This window comes from Pseudoduganella sp. (assembly GCF_041914865.1).
GTDB lineage: Bacteria > Pseudomonadota > Gammaproteobacteria > Burkholderiales > Burkholderiaceae_D > Rugamonas.
The window spans coordinates 93,022-115,154 of record NZ_JAYSCO010000005.1 but is presented as its reverse complement, the minus strand read 5'-3'; the positions used below and the strand labels follow the sequence as shown (position 1 = coordinate 115,154).

The 22,133-nt window shown below is 65.1% G+C and carries 19 protein-coding genes; 8 read left to right on the top strand and 11 right to left on the bottom strand.

Going from position 1 to position 22,133, the window contains the following annotated elements:
* Positions 1–40 precede the first annotated feature (40 nt).
* Positions 41–1,072: a fumarylacetoacetate hydrolase family protein gene (locus tag ACE3TQ_RS04080; protein WP_374580666.1), complete on the bottom strand. Its 1,032-nt coding sequence runs from the start codon at positions 1,070–1,072 to the stop codon at positions 41–43.
* A 92-nt stretch (positions 1,073–1,164) separates the two neighbouring features.
* Between ACE3TQ_RS04080 and ACE3TQ_RS04075 the strand changes: the two genes are divergently transcribed.
* Positions 1,165–1,557: a DUF2061 domain-containing protein gene (locus ACE3TQ_RS04075; protein ID WP_374580665.1), complete on the top strand. Its 393-nt coding sequence runs from the start codon at positions 1,165–1,167 to the stop codon at positions 1,555–1,557.
* On the opposite strand, the gene ACE3TQ_RS04070 is transcribed toward ACE3TQ_RS04075, so the two are convergent.
* Both ACE3TQ_RS04070 and ACE3TQ_RS04065 read right to left on the bottom strand, forming a co-directional pair.
* The gene (locus tag ACE3TQ_RS04070; protein WP_374580664.1) at positions 1,558–2,652 is read right to left on the bottom strand and encodes an Rpn family recombination-promoting nuclease/putative transposase; all 1,095 of its coding nucleotides are present in this window, start codon (positions 2,650–2,652) and stop codon (positions 1,558–1,560) included.
* A 186-nt stretch (positions 2,653–2,838) separates the two neighbouring features.
* Positions 2,839–3,555 (bottom strand): pseudouridine synthase, encoded by a 717-nt coding sequence (locus ACE3TQ_RS04065; RefSeq protein ID WP_374580663.1) that lies wholly within the window; start codon positions 3,553–3,555, stop codon positions 2,839–2,841.
* A gap of 144 nt (positions 3,556–3,699) precedes the next feature.
* Between ACE3TQ_RS04065 and ACE3TQ_RS04060 the strand changes: the two genes are divergently transcribed.
* Complete coding sequence (locus ACE3TQ_RS04060) at positions 3,700–3,993, top strand: hypothetical protein (protein ID WP_374580662.1); 294 nt, start codon at positions 3,700–3,702, stop codon at positions 3,991–3,993.
* Between the two features lie 117 nt (positions 3,994–4,110).
* Here ACE3TQ_RS04060 and ACE3TQ_RS04055 read toward each other — a convergent pair whose 3' ends face one another.
* The 4 genes from ACE3TQ_RS04055 to rluC are packed head-to-tail and all read right to left on the bottom strand — an operon-like array spanning position 4,111 to position 7,184.
* A complete protein-coding gene (locus tag ACE3TQ_RS04055; protein ID WP_374580661.1) occupies positions 4,111–5,133 on the bottom strand; it encodes a S49 family peptidase in 1,023 nt (340 codons plus the stop codon).
* The gene (locus ACE3TQ_RS04050) at positions 5,130–5,495 is read right to left on the bottom strand and encodes a Rieske (2Fe-2S) protein (protein ID WP_374580660.1); all 366 of its coding nucleotides are present in this window, start codon (positions 5,493–5,495) and stop codon (positions 5,130–5,132) included. The genes ACE3TQ_RS04055 and ACE3TQ_RS04050 overlap by 4 nt, the downstream gene beginning before the upstream one ends.
* Complete coding sequence (locus ACE3TQ_RS04045; RefSeq protein WP_374580659.1) at positions 5,495–6,154, bottom strand: HAD-IA family hydrolase; 660 nt, start codon at positions 6,152–6,154, stop codon at positions 5,495–5,497. Before ACE3TQ_RS04045 ends, ACE3TQ_RS04050 begins: the two co-directional genes overlap by 1 nt.
* 10 nt (positions 6,155–6,164) lie before the next feature.
* The gene (rluC, locus tag ACE3TQ_RS04040; RefSeq protein ID WP_374580658.1) at positions 6,165–7,184 is read right to left on the bottom strand and encodes a 23S rRNA pseudouridine(955/2504/2580) synthase RluC; all 1,020 of its coding nucleotides are present in this window, start codon (positions 7,182–7,184) and stop codon (positions 6,165–6,167) included.
* Between the two features lie 569 nt (positions 7,185–7,753).
* On the opposite strand from rluC, the gene ACE3TQ_RS04035 reads away from it, so the two are divergent.
* The 4 genes from ACE3TQ_RS04035 to glp are packed head-to-tail and all read left to right on the top strand — an operon-like array spanning position 7,754 to position 15,256.
* Complete coding sequence (locus ACE3TQ_RS04035) at positions 7,754–10,873, top strand: ribonuclease E/G (RefSeq protein ID WP_374580657.1); 3,120 nt, start codon at positions 7,754–7,756, stop codon at positions 10,871–10,873.
* A complete protein-coding gene (gene chrA, locus ACE3TQ_RS04030; RefSeq protein WP_374580656.1) occupies positions 10,866–12,224 on the top strand; it encodes a chromate efflux transporter in 1,359 nt (452 codons plus the stop codon). The genes ACE3TQ_RS04035 and chrA overlap by 8 nt, the downstream gene beginning before the upstream one ends.
* A 13-nt stretch (positions 12,225–12,237) precedes the next feature.
* Positions 12,238–13,350 carry a GTP 3',8-cyclase MoaA gene (gene moaA, locus ACE3TQ_RS04025; RefSeq protein ID WP_374580655.1) on the top strand — a complete coding sequence of 371 codons (1,113 nt, stop codon included), beginning with the start codon at positions 12,238–12,240 and terminating at the stop codon, positions 13,348–13,350.
* Positions 13,351–13,357: 7 nt separating this feature from the next.
* Positions 13,358–15,256: a gephyrin-like molybdotransferase Glp gene (glp, locus tag ACE3TQ_RS04020; RefSeq protein ID WP_374580653.1), complete on the top strand. Its 1,899-nt coding sequence runs from the start codon at positions 13,358–13,360 to the stop codon at positions 15,254–15,256.
* Here the strand turns inward: glp and ACE3TQ_RS04015 are convergent.
* From ACE3TQ_RS04015 to ACE3TQ_RS04005, 3 genes are read right to left on the bottom strand one after another with little or no spacing between them, the layout of a single operon-like run.
* A complete protein-coding gene (locus ACE3TQ_RS04015; RefSeq protein ID WP_374580652.1) occupies positions 15,253–15,588 on the bottom strand; it encodes a hypothetical protein in 336 nt (111 codons plus the stop codon). The two genes, glp and ACE3TQ_RS04015, sit on opposite strands and share 4 nt — an antisense overlap.
* Before the next feature lie 12 nt (positions 15,589–15,600).
* A complete protein-coding gene (locus ACE3TQ_RS04010) occupies positions 15,601–16,869 on the bottom strand; it encodes a DNA recombination protein RmuC (RefSeq protein ID WP_374580651.1) in 1,269 nt (422 codons plus the stop codon).
* The gene (locus ACE3TQ_RS04005) at positions 16,869–17,261 is read right to left on the bottom strand and encodes a group II truncated hemoglobin (protein ID WP_374580650.1); all 393 of its coding nucleotides are present in this window, start codon (positions 17,259–17,261) and stop codon (positions 16,869–16,871) included. The genes ACE3TQ_RS04010 and ACE3TQ_RS04005 overlap by 1 nt, the downstream gene beginning before the upstream one ends.
* Before the next feature lie 92 nt (positions 17,262–17,353).
* Here ACE3TQ_RS04005 and ACE3TQ_RS04000 point away from each other — a divergent pair, with 92 nt between their 5' ends.
* Both ACE3TQ_RS04000 and ACE3TQ_RS03995 read left to right on the top strand, forming a co-directional pair.
* Positions 17,354–18,583 (top strand): sensor histidine kinase, encoded by a 1,230-nt coding sequence (locus ACE3TQ_RS04000; protein ID WP_374580649.1) that lies wholly within the window; start codon positions 17,354–17,356, stop codon positions 18,581–18,583.
* Positions 18,584–18,586: 3 nt separating this feature from the next.
* Complete coding sequence (locus ACE3TQ_RS03995) at positions 18,587–19,582, top strand: response regulator (RefSeq protein WP_374580648.1); 996 nt, start codon at positions 18,587–18,589, stop codon at positions 19,580–19,582.
* A gap of 23 nt (positions 19,583–19,605) precedes the next feature.
* Here ACE3TQ_RS03995 and ACE3TQ_RS03990 read toward each other — a convergent pair whose 3' ends face one another.
* On the bottom strand, positions 19,606–22,131 hold the full coding sequence (locus ACE3TQ_RS03990; protein ID WP_374580647.1) for an ABC transporter permease: 2,526 nt from the start codon (positions 22,129–22,131) through the stop codon (positions 19,606–19,608).
* Positions 22,132–22,133: the final 2 nt, after the last annotated feature.

Sequence of the window (22,133 nt, the reverse complement as noted above, 5' to 3'; positions counted from 1 at the left end):
GGGCAAGAGCTATCGATGGAAAAGGCAGGGAATTCCGGCTTTACTCGGCTGCCTCAGGGGCCGGGACGGCTTCCGGCGCAGCCTTGGGCCGGCCCAATTGCCAGATTTGCTGGTCAATGGCGCCGAAAATCGACTTGCCGTCCGCATCCAGCATCTCGATCTTGATGGTGTCGCCGAAGGACATGAAGGAAGTTATCGGTTTGCCATCAGCAATCATTTCCAGGCAGCGCTTCTCGGCGATGCAGGAATAACCCTTTTTGGCGTCCTTGTTCGACACGGTGCCAGAGCCGACGATGGTGCCGGCGCGCGCATTGCGGGTTTTCACCAGGTGCGAAATCAGCTGGGCGAAGTTGAACACCATGTCGACACCGGCGTTCGGCTGGCCGACCAGCTTGCCATTCCAGGTCGAACGCAGCGGCAGGTGGACCTTGGCGTCTTTCCAGGCCTCGCCCAGCTCGTCCGGCGTCACCGCCACCGGCGAGAAGCTGCTGGCCGGCTTGGACTGGAAGAAGCCGAAACCTTTGGCAAGCTCTTCCGGGATCAGGTTGCGCAGGGAAACGTCGTTTACCAGCACCAGCAGGCGGATCTGCTGGAAGGCCTGGTCGGGCGTCGCCCCCATCGGCACGTCGTCGGTGATGACGGCAATCTCGGATTCGAAATCGATGCCCCACTCTTCGTGCTTGAGCTCGATATCGTCGCAGGAGCCGATGAAATCGTCGCTGCCGCCCTGGTACATCAGCGGGTCTTCCCAGAACGAGGCCGGCATTTCGGCGTTGCGCGCCTTGCGCACCAGTTCCACATGGTTGACGTAGGCCGAGCCATCGGCCCACTGGTAGGCGCGCGGCAGCGGCGCCATGCAATGTTTCGCTTCGAAATCAAAGCTGCGGCGCGCCTTGCCGTCGTTCAGCTGGCGATACAGCTCGTCGAGCTGGGGCGCGATGAATGCCCAGTCATCCAGGGCGCGCTGCAGGCTGCGCGCGATGCCATCGGCGACCACGGCAGTTTTCAGGTCGCGGGACACGACGATCAGCTGGCCGTCGCGGGTTCCGTCCTTCAGGGTGGCGAGTTTCATGGGAATGCTATCGATTCGGTAGAGATAATCAATTTTACCTCTTAGATGGGAATCATTACCATTTGACTCAACAAATCAAGGAGTTCCTCATCATGGCAGTCGCAGCGAAAAAATTCAGCCAAGTCACCACCCATATGGGTATCGCGTTCGGCCTGATGTATGTGTTGACCGGCTCGGTGGCCTTTGGCGGCCTGGCGGCGGTCCTTGAGCCGGTGATCAATGTCGCGCTGCTGCCTTACCACGAGCGTACCTGGCACAAGCTGCGCGCCCGCTTTGTTAGTCGCCGCCTGGCGCTGCTCGCCGCCGAAAAAGGCTCGCAAACGCTGATGCATGCCGGCGTGGCCTTCGGCGTGATGTACTGCGCCACCGGCTCGCTCGCCTTCGGCGGCCTGGCGGCCGTGCTGGAACCGATCATCAACGTGATCGCCCTGCCCGTGCACGACCGCTTGTTCGATCGCCACGTGCTGCGTACCGTTACCGCCTAGTTATTCGACAAGCTCTGGCGGGGACCGCCCTTCAGCGAGCTCGTTAATCCACGCCAGTAGTTGCTCGGCGCCCGCGGCTTGCAGCCGATCGGCACCGCTGGACGAAAGTGGCCTTCCAGTGTGCTTTATCAACAGCTTTACCGTGTTGCGACGTTCGCGCTGTGTCGCTTCCCACTGTCCCTCGCGCCAACCTTCCTCGCGGCCTTCCTCGCGGCCTTCCTCGCGACCTTCCTCGCGACCTTGCTCGCGACCTTCTTCGCGACCTTCCTCGCGACCTTGCTCGCGACCTTCTTCGCGACCTTGCTTTCGACCCTGCTCGCGACCTAGCTCCAGGCCTTGTTCTCGCCCCCGCAACAGGGTTTGGTACTCAAGCAAATCGGTATACGTCCTGAAATCATGTTCGAACATCATGTAAACCTCCTCCAACGTAAGACCTGCTTCGATTTCCAAGCCGGGAAATTGCTGTGCCAACCGTGCAATGACCCAATCTGTCACCGTATCCACCAGCGCCCTGTTCCGGCGGTGCGCCAGCCAACCAGCTAATGTTGCGATCAGCGGTCTCGGGTCGGTTATCCGGTCGTCACCCTGGTCGAGTTCAAGTAAAGCTCTGATCACAGCGGACTTGGTCTTTCGATCCACCACAACGTACTTTTGTTCCGTCTGAAGATCCGCAAGGCCTACACTTTTCTGTCGCAACAGGGTGTTATCGTTCGATCGGAACTTCCATTGCCCCCGCCCACTATAGACTACTACGGGGAGCACAAGCGGCACTTCCCGCCCCCTCAACTGGCCGTGTTTTAAGAGGTCTTCACGCAGTAAAGCAACATAGCTTTGCAATCGCGCATCCATTAAGTGATCTTGTCGCGCCTGAAACTCCACCAGGAAATAAAGGCGGAGTGCACGATCAACACGGACTTGCCAAACCATATCGTCATGGCGTTGCTGGCCGCGTGGCCCGACATAACTTCCATTGACACGCGCAAAATCCGATATTTTCAGGCGCTTGGCCCACCTTTCCTGGACCGCACAGCAAAACAGTTCCCTCGCCAGTTCGGGAAAGGCGAAAAGCTGTTTAAAGCCGGAATCCGAAGACATGGCCATCCCGGCAGTCTATGCGCAGCTCAGGTTGGTAGTTTTGGCTATACGCAAACGCTCAAAGGAAACATACGAACCGGTGCGGCATCGTACCGACGTACATGCATGACGCGCCTACGCTCCATGGAGACGGAAGCTGGGCAACGAAAAAGGCCGCGGATCAGGCGGCCATTCGGGAGAAAAAGGTCAGGCCGGCGCCAGCAGCGCCAGTTGCTCGGGAGTCAGGTAGCACCACTCGCCTTCCTTGATGCCGAGGGAGGCCAGTTCCAGCTGGCCGATGGCGGAACGGTGCAGCGCGGCGCAGTGGTTGCCGGCAGCGGCCAGCATGCGCTTGACCTGGTGGTACTTGCCCTGCTCCAGCACGATCTCGAGCTGGTGTTCGCCGCGCTTGATGCAGGTGACGGCAGCCAGCGGCGCCGGTTCATCGTGCAGCTGGACCCCGGCCAGCAGCTGGGCCACCAGTTCATCGGTTACCGGCTCGGCGGTGGTGGCCTGGTACACCTTGGGTACATGGCGCTTGGGGGAGGATTGGGCATGGATGAACGGGCCGTCGTCGGACATCAGCAGCATGCCGGTGGTGTCATGGTCGAGGCGGCCCACCGGCTGCACGTCGCGCCAGGTGAATTGCTCTGGAAGCAAGGTCAGCACACCAGGGTGGTGGCTCGGCTTGCGCGAGCATTCGTAGTTGGATGGCTTGTAGAGCGCAATGTAGACGCGCTCGCGCACCACCCACTCTTCGCCGAAAACTTGCAGCACCAGGCCCTCGGCCTCATACGTCGCTTTATAGTTGTCCTGCACTTCGCCGCCGATCGACACGTCGCCATCTTCGATCAGGGCGCGGCAGTACTTACGGGTGCCGAAGCCTTGCGACTGCAGGATTCGGTCCAGGGATAATTTACTCATGGGGCGGGATTTTACCGGATTTACGTTACCGCAAGCCTACCTATTGACGCAGATCAAAGGGTGTGACGATCGAATTGTTACACTTAAATAGCATTAGGAATCTGCTGAATGGGCTATAGGAATATCTTAGGGAGATCTCAGCAAATGAAACTGGACATCAACCGGAAGTCGTTGGCGCTGGCCCATGCTGCTGCGCTGGAAACCCAGTTGGCGGTGGCGCGCTGGAGCGGCCAGGCGGAGCACATGCCGCAGGCCGCCTGGCGCCGGGCGCGCCAGGCCGAGCTGGCGGACTGGATGGTGCGGGGCGGTTTTGCCACGGCGGCAGACGCTGCAGAAACGAAAACAGCGGCCAAAGGCCGCCGTTCTCTTGCCTCCCAAAGAGACAGTAACGAGGAATGTGAATTCACTCAACTCCGCATCCGAGATGCGGCTGCGTAGTCTGCCTCAAGAATTGATTGCTTGTCGCCCTCCCCTTGACTCGAACTACACCGTCAATATAGTCCACGTCGGGGAAATGGCAAGCAAAAATGCCAATGTTGACTGCTGAGCCAACTCCTAGCGCAGGCTAGGTTTCGCGGCATCCGCTGCCGCCTTGATGGCGCCATGTCCCACTGCGGCGCCAAACTTCTTCAACACGCGTTCCGGCAGGTTTTCGTGCTGGGTGTAGTCGACAATGTCTTCCGCCTTGACCACGTCGCGCGCCACGCTGTCCACGCTGCCCAGGTCATCGGCCAGGCCCATCTCGATGGCGCGCGCGCCGGTCCAGTACAGGCCGGAGAACATGTCCGGCGTTTCCTTCAGGCGCTTGCCGCGCCCGGTACGCACCACGTCGATGAATTGCTGGTGGATTTCCTTCAGCATGGTCTGGGCGTGCTGCTTCTGCTTTTCCGACTGCGGGCTGAACGGGTCCATGAAGCCCTTGTTCTCGCCGGCAGTCAACAGGCGGCGCTCGACCCCCAGCTTTTCCATGGTGCCGGTAAAGCCAAAGCCATCCATCAGTACGCCGATCGAGCCGATGATGCTGGCCTTGTTGACGTAGATGCGGTCCGCCGCCGAGGCTATGTAATAGCCGCCCGAGGCGCAAATCTCGTCCACCACCACATACAGCGGTTTTTGCGGATAGCCGCGGCGCAGGCGATGAATCTCGTCCACGATCATGCCGGCCTGGACGGCACTGCCGCCCGGGCTGTTGATGTGCAGTACCACGGCCACCGAGCCGGTATCGGCAAACGCCTTGTTCAGCGAGGGGATCACCACATCGGCCGCGCCGCTGCCTTCAGTTTCGATACTGCCCTCGATTTCGATCAGGGCGGTATGGCGGCCCAGCGCTTCGGCATCGCCGCCCATCAGGTTAATGCCGAAATAGCTGGCAACGGCGAAGAAAATGATGGCCAATGTCGACACTTTGAAGAAGATGCTCCAGCGGCGGTTGGCGCGCTGTTCCTTCAGAGTGGCGAAGACCAGTTTTTCCAGGACTTCGCGTTCCCACTTGATCGGCGGGTTGTCGGACGCCGCCGGCGCCGGGTTCGGTGCCGGGCTGGATGCCGGCTGGCCAGTATTCTCGGTATTGTCGCTCATGGTCGTGGCCCTACGTAATCGTCAGGCTGCCAGTAAATGTTGTTGTCGTGTTCGCTGACCGCGATCGGGCGTAAACGGCCGCCGCGGCATGGGCCGCCGGCGCACTGTCCATTTTCCGGCATATAGATCGCGCCGTGGGTGGAACACATAATATATAAGCCGCTCGATTCAAAAAACTCGCCTTCCGCCCAGTCCAGCTCGATCGGCACATGGGCGCAGCGGTTCAGGTAGCCATACACCTTGCCGCCGTAGCGCACCACGAAACCGGTCGTGTCCTCGCCGCCGGCACGCAATGGAAAACGGATGCCTTTGCCGCCCTCGAGCAGCGCCTCGGCGGCGCACACCAGGATTTCCGCCGTCATCACGCGTTCTCGTTCAGCCACTGATGCAGTTGCGGCACCGTGCAGGCCGAGAACAGCGGGTTGCAGGCCGCCAGCTGGTCCACTGGATGTGCGCCATATTCGACGGCGATGCCCGAAGATCCCGCATTTTGCGCCATCATCAAGTCATGCGTGGTATCGCCGATCATGACTGTGCGCTTCAGGTCCTGGCCCAGTTCCCGGGTCAGTTCCTGCAGCATGGCCGGATGCGGCTTGGAGAAAGTCTCGTCGGCGCAACGGGTCGCATCGAAGGTCGACAGCAAGCCGGCCGCATTCAACGCCCGGTTCAGGCCGACGCGGCTCTTGCCGGTAGCCACCGCGAGGAAGAAGCCCTGCTGTGACAAATCCTGCAACATTTCCTGGACTCCATCAAACAAGGTCAGTTCATGGTCCTTGGCCAGGTAGTGGTAGCGGTAGCGCTCCACCATGCGCGGATAATATTTGGGGTCGATATTCGGCATTGCCACCTGCATCGCCTCGCCCAGGCCCAGCCCGATCACGTGGGCGGCCTGCTCCCGGCTCGGGATCGGCAAAGCCAGGTCCTTGGCGGCGGCCTGGATACATTTCACGATGGTGGCGGTGCTGTCCATCAGCGTGCCATCCCAATCGAAAACGATCAGGTCAAATTGCTTTCTCGGCATTATGTTTTTCTCAATTCAATGGATTACCCAAGCTTACCAAGAATCGCTGGCATTCGGCGGCCAGCGGCGCATTCAGGGTCATCGGCTTGCCCGTTTCCGGGTGGGTAAACGTAATCTGGTGCGCGTGCAGGAACATACGCTTCAGCGCGCCGCGCGTTTCGGTAGCTTTCTGCAGCGCCTTATTCAGTGCGAAATCGCCGTATTTGTCGTCACCTGCAATGGGGAAGCCCGAAGATTGCAGGTGAACGCGGATCTGGTGCGTGCGGCCGGTCTTCAGCTCGGCTTCCAGCAAGGCGAAACCGTCGAACTTTTTCAGCAGGCTGAAAACCGTGTGCGAGGCCTGGCCGTCGGCCTGCACGCGCACGCGGCGCTCGCCGTCCGGCAGCGTGTATTTATGCAATGCCAGCTTGACGTGCTGGCGCTTGTTCTTCCAGTCGCCCACGCACAGGGTCAGGTAGCGCTTGTCGGTCAGGCCGTCGCGCATCTGGTCGTGCAGGCTGTTCAGGGCCGAACGTTTCTTTGCGATTAACAAAATACCAGAGGTTTCCCGGTCCAGGCGGTGCACCAGCTCCAGGAACTTGGCCTCCGGGCGGGCCGCGCGCAGCTGCTCGATCACACCGAACGAGACGCCGGAGCCGCCATGCACGGCCACGCCGGCCGGCTTGTCGATCACCAGCAGGTGGGCGTCTTCATACACAACCGGGAATTCGGCGGCGGGAACGCTCGACTCTTGCTTCTCAGCAATACGAATCGGTGGGATGCGCACCAGGTCGCCGGCATTCAGGCGGTACAGCTGGTCGATGCGGCCCTTGTTGACCCGCACTTCACCCGAACGCAGGATACGGTACACGTGGCTCTTCGGCACACCTTTGCAAACACGCAACAGGTAGTTATCAATGCGCTGTCCGGCCTCTTCTTCAGTGATTGTGACGAATTGCGCTTGCGGCAGGACCTGTTGGGTGGAAGCGGAATCGGCTTTTTGCGGCTTGTTTTGGCCCGACTTCCCAGAAAATCTCTCTAAGTCCTTCATTTTGAATATATAATCGTTTTGCCGCGGTTTTAACTGCTGCATGTGTAAAGAATTAAACGTACATTTTACACAGGGGCGTATCCACTGGCCTCGCCTACAAGCAAATTCGGTGGAAAAAATTGTATACGCACATTCGTGCGCGGTTCAGGGTTGCAACCACTGTTGCCATCGGTTCGAGCGCGCGGGTGCTGGATTAGACTGGCTGGATTGTTAGGATAAGTCCGGCGAGCAAGCACTACAGTCGTTGCTCGCTGGTTTGATGAAGTGGATAACGCTTGCCGTTTCGCCAAGGCACCATACAAGATGCCCTGGCCCGACGATGTGCGCACGCCTGCATTCTCCCGCCACCCGACACGTTTCGGGCCGTTGGATGATGTTGCACGCTGTGCGCAAACTCGGCATGACGATCGGCTTCATGCGCCCAATGCGGCGGCAGCGCTTCGCGCAGCTGCGCCGCATGGTGAGGCATTTCTCCCTACAGCCTCCTTAATTCACGCGTATATCCTTGTACTTCGCCGCTTCCACGGAGGCGGCTTTGACATGGCCCAAGGGTCGCGGAGTTAATAAAAATGAAACGCATGTTGTTTAATGCTACGCAGCAGGAAGAGCTGCGCGTAGCAATTGTCGACGGTCAAAAATTGATCGACATCGACATCGAGACCGCCGGACGAGAGCAGCGCAAGTCCAATATCTACAAAGGCGTCATCACTCGAATCGAACCCTCCCTCGAAGCTTGCTTCGTCAGCTACGGCGAAGACCGCCACGGCTTCCTCCCCTTTAAAGAAGTTGCCCGTTCCTATTTCCGCGAAGGCGTCGACGTCCGCAATGCATCCGTCAAGGAAGCGCTGCGCGAAGGCCAGGAAATCATGGTGCAGGTGGAAAAGGAAGAACGCGGCAACAAAGGCGCGGCACTGACCTCCTTCATCTCGCTGGCCGGCCGCTACCTGGTGCTGATGCCGAACAACCCACGCGGCGGCGGCGTTTCGCGCCGGGTGGAAGGCGAAGAGCGCCAGGAACTGCGCGAAACCATGGACAAGCTGGACCTGCCGCAAGGCATGTCGGTGATTGCCCGTACCGCCGGCATCGGCCGTACCGTGGAAGAGCTGCAGTGGGACTTGAACTACCTGATGCAACTGTGGCGCGCGATCGAAGGCGCCTCCAAGGCAGCCTCCGGCGCCTTCCTGATTTACCAGGAATCCTCCCTGGTCATCCGCGCCATCCGCGACTACTTCCAGCCTGACATCGGCGAGATCCTGATCGACACCGACGAGATCTACGAACAGGCGCACCAGTTCATGTCGCACGTGATGCCGGACATGGTGCACCGCGTGAAGCGCTACAGCGACGACGTGCCGCTGTTCTCGCGCTTCCAGATCGAACACCAGATCGAAACCGCCTACAGCCGCACCGTGCCGCTGCCATCCGGCGGCGCCATCGTGATCGACCACACCGAAGCGCTGGTGTCGATCGACGTCAACTCGGCCCGCGCCACCCGCGGCTCGGACATCGAAACCACCGCCTTCCACACCAACTGCGAAGCGGCCGACGAAGTGGCGCGCCAGCTGCGCCTGCGCGACCTGGGCGGCCTGATCGTGATCGACTTCATCGACATGGAAGTGTCGAAGAACCAGCGTGAAGTCGAGCAGCGCCTGAAAGACGCCCTGCACCACGACCGCGCGCGCGTCCAGATGGGCAAGATTTCGCGCTTCGGCCTGATGGAACTGTCGCGCCAGCGCCTGCGCCCTTCCCTGTCGGAAGGTTCGCACGTGACCTGCCCGCGCTGCTCCGGCACCGGCCACATCCGCGATACCGAATCGTCCGCCCTGCAGGTGCTGCGCATCATCCAGGAAGAGGCGATGAAGGAAAATTCCGCCGCCATCCACGTGCAGGTGCCAGTCGATGTGGCAGCCTTCCTGCTGAACGAGAAGCGCGGCGAAGTGCTGAAGATCGAGACCCGTCACCGCATCACCGTGATCCTGATCCCGAACAAGCACCTGGAAACCCCGCACTACAAGCTGGAACGCATCAAGCACGACGATCCGCGCCTGGAAGACCACGCCGCGTCGTACACCATGGCGGAAGCCGCGGAAACCGATATGTCCTTCAGCAAGCGCCAGAAGGAAGAGTCGAAGCCGCGCCAGGAAGCCGTGGTCAAGACCATTACCCCTGAGCAACCAGCGCCGATGGTGGAGCACAAGCCGGAAGCGGCCAAAGCGCCGGCCGCACGCGTTGCCGCCCCGGCCGCACCAGCGGAAAAAGGTTTCTTCGCCAAGCTGATCTCCTTCTTCACCGGCGGTGACAAGGAAGAGCCGGTACAGCCGAAAGCACCGGTCATCGTGACCAAGGCCCCTGCCAACGCCGAGCGCGGCGACCGCAAGGACCGCGGCCAGCGTGGCCGCAACCGTGGCGGCAAAGGCGGCCGTGGCGAGCGTGAAGAGCGCGAGCCAGGCCCGCGTCCAGGGGCCGAGGAAGCCAAGCCGGCAGCCGAAGCGCGCAAACCGCGTGAGCCGCGCGAGCCGCGCGAACCACGCCAGCCGCGTGAGCCACGCGAGCAGCGTGAAGGCGCCGAGGCGGCGCAAGGCCAGCGCGCCGAGCGCGAGCCACGTGCCGAGCGCGAACCACGCGAACCGCGTGAGCCACGCCAGCCGCGCCCACCGCGCGAGCCACGTGCCGAGAAACCGGCACCAGCGGAAGCCAAGGCCGAGGAACTGGCACTGGCAGCCGCCGGCGTCGGCCCGGTCGGCACCGGCACCGGCGCCCCGGACGCCCCGGTCCTGGTGAAAGCAGTCGCCAACACCGGCCCGGACGCTGAAGAAAACGAAGGCGCGGAAAGTGGCGATGAGCCACGCCGTCGCCGCCGTCGCGGCGGCCGCAACCGCAACCGCCGTGAGCGCGAAGGCGCCGAAGGCGTGGAAGGCATGACCGAAGCCACCTTCACCGTGGCACCGGCCGAAGGCGAGGCCGCCGCGCCGGCCAGCGTCGCGGTCAGCGCTGCCGCTGAGCCGGTCGCGACCGAGGCGGCTGCCACCGCTGCGGTTGAAGGCGCCGCTGCCGAAGCTGCCGCTGCCGCCGCTGTGGAAGTTGCAGCTGCTGCCGAGCCAGTCGTGGCCGCGCCAGTTGCGGAAGCGCCAGCTGCCGCCGAGCCGCCTGCCGCTGCCCCGGCCGCCGTTGAGCCTGCCGTGCAAGCCCCGGCCGCCGCGCCGGTCGCAGTTGCGCCAGTGGAACCAATCGCTGTCGAACTGCCGGTGACGACCCCTGCGGCCGAAGTCAGCGAAGCAGCCCCTGCGGCGCAGCCGGCAGCCCCGGCATCGCCACAAGGCGTCCTGCCATTCGCCGAAGCGGCGCCAGCTGCTGCCGAGCCGGCAGCAGCGGAAGAAGTCGCCGCCGAGGTAGTGGAGGCTGCACCTGCCGCCGCCCCTGAAGCCGCCCCAGTGGCTGCCGCACCAGCGCCGGCACCAGCACCAGCGCCAGCCCCGGCTCCGGCCGCTGCTGCCGCCAATGTGGACGACATGCTGGCTGCTGCCGGCCTGTCCATGGCCGTGACCGACCCCGCCAAGGTACGCGCCGCGCAGGAAGCTGCCGCCGCTGCCGCCAGCGCCCAGCCGATCCGTGTGCCGCGCGAGCGCAAGCCGCAGCCGCCGGTCGCCAACGAGCCGCTGGTGCAGGTTGAAACCAAGGTAAATGGCTAACCGGCCAGACGCCACCGAAAAAGGGAAGCCTGGTGCTTCCCTTTTTTACGTGCCCCTGCCGGAAGCGATCCTGTACTGGTTCAAGCTCGGCTGCATCAGCTTCGGCGGCCCGGCCGGCCAGATCGCCATGATGCACGCCGAACTGGTCGAGCGCCGGCGCTGGATCTCCGAACAGCGCTTCCTGCACGCCCTCAACTACTGCATGCTGCTGCCCGGCCCGGAAGCAACGCAGCTGGCCGTGTACATCGGCTGGCTGATGCACCGCACGCTGGGCGGCATCATCGCCGGCATCCTGTTCGTGCTGCCCTCGCTGCTGCTGTTGATCGGCCTGTCGTGGGCTTATATGGCATACGGCAGCCTGCCGGCGGTGGCCGGCATCCTGTACGGCATGAAGCCGGCGGTGGTCGCCATTGTGCTGGCCGCCGCCTGGCGCATTGGCCAGCGCACCCTGCGCAACGGCCTGCTGGCCGCCATCGCGCTGGCGGCCTTTATCGCCATCAGCCTGCTGCACCTGCCCTTCCCCGCGCTGGTCGCCGGCGCCGCCCTGGTGGGCTGGCTCGGCGGCCGCCTGCGCCCACGCTACTTCACGCTGGCCGCCGGCCACGCCGCCGCCGCGCCGGCTAGCGCCCATGCGCGCGCGCTGATCGACGACGACACGCCAACGCCGCCGCACGCCCGCTTCAGCTGGGCCGGGCTGGCGCGCGCCAGCGCCGCCGGCATCGCCCTGATGGCCGGCGCCTGGCTGCTGCTGGCCTGGTGCTTCGGCAGCCAGCAGACGCTGGCGCAAATGGGCTGGTTCTTCACCAAGGCCGCCCTGCTGACCTTCGGCGGCGCCTATGCCGTGCTGCCCTACGTCTACCAGGGCGGCGTCGAACACTTCCACTGGCTGACCGCCAGCCAGATGGTGGACGGCCTGGCGCTTGGCGAAACCACGCCCGGCCCCTTGATCATGGTGGTGGCCTTCGTCGGCTTCGTCGGCGCCTGGACCCACCAGGCCATCGCCGGGCAGCCCGCCATGGCCGGCGTGCTGGGCGCCCTGGTGGCCGCCTGGTTCACCTTCGTGCCCTCCTTCGTATTCATCCTGGCCGGCGGACCGCTGGTGGAATCCACCCGCGGCAATATCCGCATGACCGCCCCGCTCACCGCCATCGCCGCCGCCGTGGTTGGCGTCATTGCCAGCCTGGCACTATTTTTCGGCATCCATGTGTTCCATCCGGGCGGCCGATGGGAATGGCCAGCCATGGCTATTGCCGCTGCGGCAGCGATAGCCTTAATGCGGTTCAAGCAAGGAACGATCCGCGTGCTGATAGCCTGTGCAATCGCTGGCGTCGTGCTATCGTACCGGATGTAAGCGAACACCCAGCATGACCGAAAAAATCATCCTCCTGAACGATGGCCGCAGCCAGATGCCCGCCATCCCCGCCACGCTCGAGGCGCCCAGCGGCAGCCTGCGGGACCGGCTCGACCGTCCCTTGCACGACCTGCGCATCTCGATCACCGACCGCTGCAACTTCCGCTGCGTCTACTGCATGCCGAAGGAGGTGTTCGACAAGGACTACCAGTACCTGCCGCACAACGCCTTGCTGACCTTCGAAGAGATCACGCGCGTGGCGCGCCTGTTCATCGAGCACGGCGTGGAAAAAATCCGCCTGACCGGCGGCGAGCCGCTGCTGCGCAAGCACATCGAACGGCTGGTCGAAATGCTGGCCGGCCTGCGCACCGTCAGCGGCCAGCCGCTCGACATCACGCTCACCACCAACGGCTCCCTGCTGGCGCGCAAGGCGCAGTCGCTCAAGGACGCCGGCCTGAAACGCGTCACCGTCTCGCTCGACGCCCTGGACGACGCCACCTTCAAGCGCATGAACGACGTCGACTTCGCCGTGGCCGACGTGCTGCACGGGATCGATGTCGCGCACCAGGCCGGCCTGGGCCCGGTCAAGGTGAACACGGTCGTCAAGCGCGGCATGAACGAGCAGGAGATCCTGCCGCTGGCGCGCCACTTCAAAGGCACGCCCGCCATCCTGCGCTTTATCGAATTCATGGACGTCGGTTCCTCCAACGGCTGGAATATGCGCGACGTGGTGCCATCGGCCGACGTGGTGCGCATGATCGGCGCCGAAATGCCGCTGCTGCCGGTCGATCCCAACTACAGCGGCGAAACCGCCGAACGCTGGCGCTATGCCGACGGCAGCGGCGAGATCGGCGTCATCTCCAGCGTCACGCAAGCCTTCTGCAAGGACTGCTCGCGCGCGCGCCTGTCGACCGAGGGCAAGCTGTACACCTGCCTGTTCGCTTCGCGCGGCCATGACTTGCGCGCCCTGCTGCGCGCCGGCCACAGCGATGCCGAACTATCGGCCGCCATCGGCGCGCTGTGGCGCGCGCGCAGCGACCGCTATTCGGAACTGCGCACCATCAATACCGACGGCCTGGCGCAAGGCGCGCGCGGCAAAGTTGAAATGTCTTATATCGGGGGTTAAGCAGTCGATGGATTACCGGCTTCACAGCATCAGTGCACTCATCCTGGCGGGCGGGCGCGGCACCCGCATGGGCCGGGTCGACAAAGGCTTGCAGCCCTTCCGCGGCGCTACCCTGGCTTCCCATGTGCTGCAACGCCTGGCGCCGCAAGTGGCAAGCGTCGCCATCAACGCCAACCGCAACCTGGGCGCGTACAGCGCGCTTGGCGTGCCGGTGCTGCCGGACGAGCTGGAAGGCTACGAGGGCCCGCTGGCCGGCCTGCAAACCGGCTTGCGCCACTGCGCCACCGATCTGCTGCTGACCGCCCCCTGCGACTCGCCCTTCCTGCCCAGCGACCTGGCGCAGCGGCTGCTGGACGCCTTGCAGGCGCAAGGCGCCGACCTGGCCGTTGCCGCCACGCTGGAAACCGATGCGGCAGGCAGCACGCATACCCAGCTGCACCCCGTGTTCTGCCTGGTGCGCAAGAGCGCCTTGCCGGCGCTGGACGCCTACCTCGCCAGCGGCGCACGCCGCATGGACGGCTGGTACAGATCGATCAAGGTGGCGCAAGTGCTGTTCAGCGACAGCGCAGCCTTCCGCAACATCAACACGCTGGAAGAGCTGCAGCAGGAGGAACAGGCGGCCGCCAATCCATCCTTGAAGGACGTGGCCAGCTGCCTGTCCGCCTACGACCCCGATGCGCTGCCGGTGCGCAGCGCGCAGCGCATCATCCGCGACTTCGTCCAGCCGGTGCGCGGCGTCGAACAGGTCGCCCTGCGCAGCGCGCTGGACCGGGTGCTGGCGGCCGATGTGATCTCGCCGATCAACGTGCCGGCGCACGACAACTCGGCGATGGACGGCTTCGCCTTCGCCGGCAGCCAGCTCAAGACCGACGGCAACACCACGCTGAAGGTGATCGGCACCGTCCTCGCCGGCCGCCCGACGGCGCTGCAGCCGGGACCGGGCGAATGCGTGCGCATCATGACCGGCGGCGTCATGCCGGACGGCTGCGACACCGTGCTGCCGCAGGAGCTGGCGGCCGACCTGAGCGAGGTGGCGGTAACCATCGCGCCCAACACGGTGCGCAGCGGCGACAACCGCCGCTTCAAGGGCGAGGACCTGGCCGCCGGCACGCCCGCCCTGCGCAAAGGCAAACTGCTGCGCCCGGCCGACCTGGGCCTGGCCGCTTCGCTCGGCCTGGCCGAGCTGCCGGTGCAGCGCCGCCTGCGCGTGGCCTTCTTCTCCACCGGCGACGAGCTGCGCTCGATCGGCGAGGCGCTGGCCGAGGGCTGCGTCTACGACAGTAACCGCTACACCCTGTTCGGCATGCTGCAGCGCCTGGGCTGCGACATCGTCGACATGGGCATCGTCAAGGATGACGCGGCGTCGCTGGAAGAGGCGCTGCGCACGGCCTGCGAATGCGCCGATGCGGTGATCACCTCCGGCGGCGTGTCGGTCGGGGCGGCGGATTACACCAAGCAGGTGATGGCCGCCGTGGGCGACGTCCATTTCTGGAAGATCGGCATGCGCCCGGGCCGCCCGCTGGCCTTCGGCCGCCTGCGTTCCAACGGCCGCAGCGCCTACCTGTTTGGCTTGCCCGGCAATCCGGTGGCGGTGATGGTGAGCTTTTACTTCTTCGCGCGCCACGCCCTGCTGCGCATGATGGGCGCCGAGGCGCCGGCCGACCAGCTGCTGCGCGTGCGCTCGGCGCAGGCGATCCGCAAAAAGCCGGGCCGCACCGAGTACCAGCGCGGCATCCTGACCACCGCACTGGACGGCACGCGCGAGGTGCGCATCACCGGCGCGCAAGGCTCGGGCATCCTGCGCTCGATGGCGGAGGCCAACTGCATGCTGGTGCTGCCCGATGAACAAGGCAATATCGCACCAGGCGATATGGTCGATGTCGTCCTGTTCGAAGGACTGGTTTAGTAGCGGTAGCAGTGGGCCTGCTGCGGTTCGCTGCGCATGATCGCGCTGGTCCAGGCGGGGTTGGTGGCCTGCTGGCATTTGACCAGGACCTCTGACCAGGCTTTCAGGCTGGCTTCGGCCGCATCCCTTTTCCAGGCCTGGTCAATGGCGCGCGCGGCGGCGGTTTGCGGGTGGGGCATGCCCAGCGGACGGCCGAAGCTGTCGCGCTGTGGGGGCAGGCTTGCCGCGCCGATGCGCGGGCGGATGGCGGGCCTGGCGTCCGCTGGCACAAAGGCTTCGGCCTGCGCGCCAGCGGCTGCAGGCAGCAGCACTGCCATTGCCAGGCAGGCCACGCGCCTCATCGCTCAGGCAGCGCTGTCGGCGTCGGCATCGGCGGCGTCCGCGCCCTCGGCAGCGTCGGCGCCGCCCAGCATCAGGAGCGCGGCCTCGGCCGGCAGCGCCTCCACCGATTTCAGCTTGCGCGCCATCTGCCGGCTGCGCACCTCGGCCGATTCGATATTGCGGGCGGCGCGTTCCAGGGTGGTCTTGGTGGCGGCTAGCACGTCGCCGAACTTGGCAAACTCGGTCTTGACCGCGCCCAGCACCTGCCATACCTCCGACGAGCGTTTTTCCAGCGCCAGCGTGCGGAAGCCCATTTGCAGGCTATTCAGCAGCGCGGTCAGCGTCGATGGGCCGGCAATGCTGACGCGGTTCACGCGCTGCAGCTCGTCCGCCAGGCCGGGACGGCGCATCACTTCCGCGTACAGGCCTTCGGTCGGCAGGAACAGGATGGCGAAGTCGGTCGTCATGGGTGGCGACAGGTATTTCTCGGCGATGGTGCGCGCTTCGTTGCGCACGGCGCGTTCCAGCTCGCGGCCGGCCGCCGCCACTGCTTCGGCGTCGGCCCGGTCGGCCGCCTCCAGCAGGCGCTCGTACTGCTCTTTCGGGAACTTGGCGTCGATCGGCATCCACACCGGCGCCCCGCCCTCCTTCTGGCCCGGCAGCTTGAGGGCGAATTCGACGCGGGCATTGGTGCCGGGGACGGTTTCCACGTTCTTGGCGTACTGGTCGGGCGTGAGAATCTGCTCCAGCAGCATTTCCAGCTGCACTTCGCCCCAGGTGCCGCGCGTTTTCACATTGGTCAGCACCCGTTTCAGGTCGCCCACGCCCAGCGCCAGCTGCTGCATTTCGCCCAGGCCCTGGTGCACGCGCTCCAGGCGCTCGGACACCTGGCGGAACGATTCGGTCAGGCGCGTTTCCAGGGTCTCGTGCAGTTTTTCGTCGACCGTCTTGCGCATTTGCTCCAGCCGGGCGCCGTTGTCGGCCTGCAGCTCGCGCATCTTGGTTTCCAGCGCCACGCGCACTTCCAGCAGGCGGCGCGTATTGGATTCGGTCAGGACCTCGATCTGGCGCCGCATGGTTTCCAGCTGCTGCACGGTGGCGGCATGTGCCTGCGCCAGCGTGTGGCCCATTTCCTGGCGCTGCGCCTGGGCGGTGGCCTGCAGCTGCAGGCGCACTTCGCGCTCGACCCGGTCCAGCTGGTCGGCCACGTCGGCGCCACGGCTGCGCAGCAGCATCACGATTTGCAGGACGAGGATGACGGCGGCCAGCGCCAGCAGGATATACAGCTCCATCAATCGGCCTTGTTCCGCATCCAGTCGGCGGTCTGGTAGAACGACTCCATCAGGCGCAGGCGCAGGTCTTCGGCAATGCCGACATCCTGCATGGCCCAGGCCATGCAGCGCAGCCACTGGTCGCGTTCACTGGAACCGACCGCGAACGGCAGGTGGCGCGCGCGCAGGCGCGGGTGGCCAAAGCGTTCGATAAACAGGTCGGGCCCGCCCATCCAGCCGCTCAGGAACCAGAACAGCTTGTCGCGCGAACCATCGGTGCTGGGCGGGTGCATGGCGCGGATGCCGGCAAATTCCGGCTCCAGCTCCATCAGGTCATAAAAGCGGTCGACCATCTCGCGCAGCTTGGTTTCGCCGCCGATAACCTCATACAGGGTGCGTGATTCTTCATTCATATGGATAATGATAGCGCATGGAGGTATTGATGTGGATCAAGCTTCGTGCTGATTCCGCGCAAAACAGCGGCACAAAACGCCATTATTGAACGATGATCCCACGCCTGATCCGATCGGTGCTGCGCGCCCGCAGCGCCGAAGAAATTGCCGACCTGCGCCTGGCCGCCCTGAGCTGGGTGGGCATCACCTGCTTCCCGCTGTATTACGCCTTTTTCGCCTGGCTGCTGCCGCAACCGTATGAAAGCGTCCTGCTGCGCGCCATCGGCACCGTGCTGGCACTGGGCGGCCTGCTGGCGCGCCGGTTGCCGCCGCGGCAACGCGACCAGTACACCCTGCTGCTGGTGACCTTTGAGCTGCCGTTCTTCTGCACCTTCATGTTCCTGATGAACCGCGCCAATGCCACCTGGTCGCAAGTGATGCTGGTGATGGTGGTGGCGCTGTTCCATTTCGACTTCCGCATGGCCCTGCGCGCGGGCGCCATCGGCGTGGCCGCGGCGGCGCTGCTGGCGGCCCTGCTGGGCGCCGGCGACACGCTGCTGTCGCAGGACGTGCTGCAGCTGCTGCCGGCGCAGCTGTTCCTGGTGGGCTGGATGTGGGTGTTCTCCCTGAGCCGCAAGGCGCTGGAGGAGGAAAAGCTGGATGGCCTGGGCGGAGGTCTGGGCGCGGTGGCGCACGAAATGCGCACGCCGCTGGCCAGCCTGGACGCCAATGTGCGCGGCCTGTCGCGCCTGCAGCAGCGCAGCGGCCAGGACAACCCCGTCATGCGCCAGGCGCTGGGGCGCATGCAGTACGAGGTGCGCCACATGAACCACATGATCGACCTGTTCCTGCTGAGCGCGCAGGCGGTGCGGCAAAAGCTGGACCCGCACGAAACCGTGTCCATGCTCGACACGGTGGAATCGGCCCTGCGCCGCTACCCGTTCACCGGCGAGGCCCAGCGCCAGCTGGTGGCGCTGCAGGTGCGCAGCGATTTCCGCTTCGGCGGCCAGAACGAGCTGGCCATCATGCTGCTGCTGAACCTCCTGCGCAACGCCATGCAATCGGTGCAGCGCGCCGGCAAGGGGCGCGTGCGCATCGTGATCGACGGCGCGCGCAGCGTACCGCGCCTGCTGGTGATCGATACCGGCTGCGGCATCGCGCCGCGCCACTTGCCGCTGATTTTCCAACGCTTCTTCGCCTATCCGGAGCATAATGGCGCCGGTATCGGCCTGGCATTGTGCCGCCAGGTGATGCATGCGTGGGAAGCGCGACTGCATTGTGTCTCCCGCGAGCATGCATATGCTATCTTTGTGCTCGAATTTCCATTACCAGCCAGCCGTTGAACCATGAAACTGCCCGTTTACGCCCACCCCACCATGACCGTCCTGGTGGACGACAGCGACACCTTCCTGCATAGCCTGGTGTTCCAGCTCGACCCCATGCAGGCCAGCGTGTGCTTCCACGACCCGCTGCAGGCCCTGGAATGGTTCAAGGTGAATGCCCGCAGCAGCGAACTGCCGCTGCAGGTGGACTTCGATAACCCGAACCAGTCGGCGGAGCAGCGCAATGTGGCGGTCGACCTGGAGCGCATCTACCGCATTTCCGGCCAGCGCCAGCGTTTTTCCATCCCCTCGGTGCTGGTGGTCGACTACTCGATGCCGCAGATGAACGGGGTGGCGTTCTGCCAGGCGATCCAGCACCTGCCGTGCAAGAAGATCCTGTTTACCGGCCAGGCCGACGAAAAGATCGCGGTGGACGCCTTCAACCGCGGCCTGATCGACCGCTACATCAAGAAAAGCGCCGACGACGCGCTGGACCGGCTGGAGGAAGAGGTGGCGGCGCTGCAGAAAGCCTTCTTCCAGGAGCAGTCGGAAACCCTGCTCGACATGCTGGTGCTGCACGAATTCAGCTTCCTGCGCTGCGGCGCGCTGGCGCAGGTGGTGCAGCGCCTGTACCGCGAGCATGGCTTTGTCGAGCACTACCTGTTCCCCGCCCCGAGCGGCGTGCTGTTCTTCAATGCCGAGGGCGCGGCCAAGCTGATGGTGGTGGAAACCGCGCGCGGCTACCAGTCGCAGGTGGAAATGGCGCGCGACAGCGGCGCGCCGCAATCGCTGGTGCAGGCGCTGGAAGAACGGCGCATGCTGCCCTTCTTCCCGCCGGACGGCATGTATTCCGATGAAGTGGGCCAGCATTGGCACCGCTACTGCAAGGAACCGCAGGTATGCCAGGGCCTGGAAACCTACTATTACGCCCTGTTCGACGTCGATCCGGCCCTGCTCGACATCGAGCCCACCCCTTACGCCGAATTCCTGCGCCAGCATACCCCGCCGCTGGCCGCCTAGGGCGGCCGGGCGGCGCGGGCCGGTCAGGCTTCGCGCAGGGTCTGCAGCGGCGGGTGGTTGAGCACGTTGCGTAGGCCGAGCCAGCCGCCGATCACGGCGCACACGGCGCCTGCCAGCAAGCCGGCCAGCCAGACCCAGATGCTGATGGTCCAGGGGAACTTGAACTGGTAGGTGGCCAGGCCCCATCCCATCAGGCCGGCGCCGGTGGCGGCCAGCAGGCCGCCCAGGCCGCCCACCAGCATGAATTCAATCAGCTGGGCTTGCGACAGCTGGCGCCGCGTGGCGCCCAGGGCGCGCAGCAGGCCCGCTTCGCGGCGCCGTTCATCCTGTGAACCCATCAGGGCGGCATACAGCACCAGCACACCGGACAGCAGGGTGAAGGCGAACAGGAATTCCACCGCCTGGATCACCTGCTCGAGCACGGTCTGCACCTGGCGCACGACGCCGCCCACATCGATGATGGTGAGGTTGGGGAATTCGCGTGACAGGGCCGTGCCGGCATGGGCGCCCGCCTTCGGCATGTGGAAGGCGGTAATGTAGGTCTGCGGCGTGTCCGCCATCAGCGCCGGGTTCAGGATGACGAAGAAATTCACCCGCATCGAGCCCCATTCCAGCTTGCGCAGGCTGGTGATGCGCGCTTCCACCGGCGAGCCGGCGATGTCGAAGCGGATGCTGTCGCCCAGCTTCAGGCCCAGGGTCTTGGCCAGGCCCTCCTCCACCGAGGCCTCGCCGGCCTGGCCCGCCATCGCCCACTTGCCGGCGGTGACCTGGTTCTGCGCCGGCAGTTCGGTCATGGTGGAGAGGTTGAATTCGCGTTCGGCCAGGCCGCGCGCGCGCTCGTCGCTATAGGTGTCGCGCGTGATGACTTTGCCGTTGATGGCCAGCAGGCGGCCGCGGATCATCGGGTACAGCGGCAATTCCTTGACCCCGGCCGCGTGCAGGCGGCTGGCAATGGCGTCCTTCTGGTCGGGCTGGATATTGATGATGAAGCGGTTCGGCGCGTCCGGCGGCATGGTGTTGCGCCAGGTCGTCATCAGGTCGCCGCGCACCACGGTCAGCAGCAGCAGCGCCATCAGGCCAAGCGAGAGCGACACCACCTGCACCACGGTGGCGCCGGGGCGGCGCCGCAGCGAGGTGACGGCGAAGCGCCAGGCCTGCTGCGGGAACAGGTTGCGCAGCGGGCGCAGCGCCTGCAGGCCGAGCCAGCCGACCAGGGCGAACAAGGCAAAGCCGAGCAGGAAGCCGCCGCCAGTCATGGCGGCCAGCTTGACGTCGTTCGATTGCCACAGCAGCAGCGCGCCGAAGGCGGCGATGCCGAGGCCGTAGGTGGCCAGGGCGGCCGGTTTCGGCGCCGCCTGTTCGCGCCGGATCACGCGGTTGTGCGGCACGTTGCGCAGCTGCAGGATGGGCGGCAGGGCGAAGCCGGCCAGCAGCAGCAGGCCGGTGGCCATGCCTTGCAGGGCCGGCAGCGCGGACGGCGGCGGGATGTCGGCCCCGACCAGGCTGCCCAGCAGCTCGACCAGCACATAGTGCGCGCCAAAGCCGACCAGCACGCCGAGCGCGCTGCCGGCCAGGCCGACCAGCAGGAATTCCACCAGATAGAGCACGGTCACCTGGTTCTGCGTCAGGCCCAGGCAGCGCAGCATGGCGCAGGCGTCCAGGTGGCGCTGCATGAAGCGGCGCGCCGCCATGGCGACGGCAACGGCGGCCAGCATGGCCGACAGCAGGCCGACCAGGGACAGGAAGCGGTCGGCGCGGTCGAGCGTGGCGTTCATTTCCGGGCGCCCTTCTTCCAGCGATTCGACGCGCACGCCGCGCACATTGTCACGCTTGACCAGGTCGCGCAGCCATTCGCCGTATTCCTGCGCCGGCTTGGCGCTGGGGCCGTTGCCGGCCACCAGCAGGCGGTAGCCGACGCGCGAGCCCTCCTGCACCAGGTTGGTGGCGGCCAGGTCGGACAAGGGCAGGAAGACGCGCGGGGCGAAGTTGATGAAGCCGCCTCCGCGGTCGGGTTCGGCGGCGATCAGCTGGGTCACGCGGAAGTGTTTGTCGCCCAGCTGCAGCATGGCGCCCACCTTGACGTCGAGCGCGCTGGCCACCGCCGGGTCGATCCAGGCCGTGCCGGGCGCGGGCGCGGCGGCGGCCGGGCTGCCGATACTCTCGCTGGCCTGGGCGAAATCGGTGCTGACCTTGACGCGGCCGCGCAGCGGATAGTCCGGGCTGACCGCTTTCAGCGACACCAGCACCGAGCGCGCGGCAGCGCCCTCCCCGGCTTGCGCCATGCTGGGGAAGGCCTGCGTTTCCGCCACCCGCAAGCCACGCCGCAGCGCTTCCTCGCGCCAGGCGGCCGGGATCGGGTTGTCATAGGCCGCCACCATGTCGGCGCCCAGCAGCTGGTGCGCGTCGCGGTTCAGGCCGGCACGCAGGCGGTCGATGAAGAAGCCGGCGGCCGACAGCGCCGCCACCGCCACCACCAGCGCCACCAGCAGGAAGCGCAACTGTCCGGCGCGCCAGTCGCGCGCCGTCATCCTCAGGGCTTGTCTAAACATTG

Coding starts and splice junctions, on each gene's coding strand:
- ACE3TQ_RS04080 (WP_374580666.1), bottom strand. CDS start 1,072: ATGAAACTCGCCACCCTGAAGGACGGAACCCGCGACGGCCAGCTGATC.
- ACE3TQ_RS04075 (WP_374580665.1), top strand. CDS start 1,165: ATGGCAGTCGCAGCGAAAAAATTCAGCCAAGTCACCACCCATATGGGT.
- ACE3TQ_RS04070 (WP_374580664.1), bottom strand. CDS start 2,652: ATGTCTTCGGATTCCGGCTTTAAACAGCTTTTCGCCTTTCCCGAACTG.
- ACE3TQ_RS04065 (WP_374580663.1), bottom strand. CDS start 3,555: ATGAGTAAATTATCCCTGGACCGAATCCTGCAGTCGCAAGGCTTCGGC.
- ACE3TQ_RS04060 (WP_374580662.1), top strand. CDS start 3,700: ATGAAACTGGACATCAACCGGAAGTCGTTGGCGCTGGCCCATGCTGCT.
- ACE3TQ_RS04055 (WP_374580661.1), bottom strand. CDS start 5,133: ATGAGCGACAATACCGAGAATACTGGCCAGCCGGCATCCAGCCCGGCA.
- ACE3TQ_RS04050 (WP_374580660.1), bottom strand. CDS start 5,495: ATGACGGCGGAAATCCTGGTGTGCGCCGCCGAGGCGCTGCTCGAGGGC.
- ACE3TQ_RS04045 (WP_374580659.1), bottom strand. CDS start 6,154: ATGCCGAGAAAGCAATTTGACCTGATCGTTTTCGATTGGGATGGCACG.
- rluC (WP_374580658.1), bottom strand. CDS start 7,184: ATGAAGGACTTAGAGAGATTTTCTGGGAAGTCGGGCCAAAACAAGCCG.
- ACE3TQ_RS04035 (WP_374580657.1), top strand. CDS start 7,754: ATGAAACGCATGTTGTTTAATGCTACGCAGCAGGAAGAGCTGCGCGTA.
- chrA (WP_374580656.1), top strand. CDS start 10,866: ATGGCTAACCGGCCAGACGCCACCGAAAAAGGGAAGCCTGGTGCTTCC.
- moaA (WP_374580655.1), top strand. CDS start 12,238: ATGACCGAAAAAATCATCCTCCTGAACGATGGCCGCAGCCAGATGCCC.
- glp (WP_374580653.1), top strand. CDS start 13,358: ATGGATTACCGGCTTCACAGCATCAGTGCACTCATCCTGGCGGGCGGG.
- ACE3TQ_RS04010 (WP_374580651.1), bottom strand. CDS start 16,869: ATGGAGCTGTATATCCTGCTGGCGCTGGCCGCCGTCATCCTCGTCCTG.
- ACE3TQ_RS04005 (WP_374580650.1), bottom strand. CDS start 17,261: ATGAATGAAGAATCACGCACCCTGTATGAGGTTATCGGCGGCGAAACC.
- ACE3TQ_RS04000 (WP_374580649.1), top strand. CDS start 17,354: ATGATCCCACGCCTGATCCGATCGGTGCTGCGCGCCCGCAGCGCCGAA.
- ACE3TQ_RS03995 (WP_374580648.1), top strand. CDS start 18,587: ATGAAACTGCCCGTTTACGCCCACCCCACCATGACCGTCCTGGTGGAC.
- ACE3TQ_RS03990 (WP_374580647.1), bottom strand. CDS start 22,131: ATGTTTAGACAAGCCCTGAGGATGACGGCGCGCGACTGGCGCGCCGGA.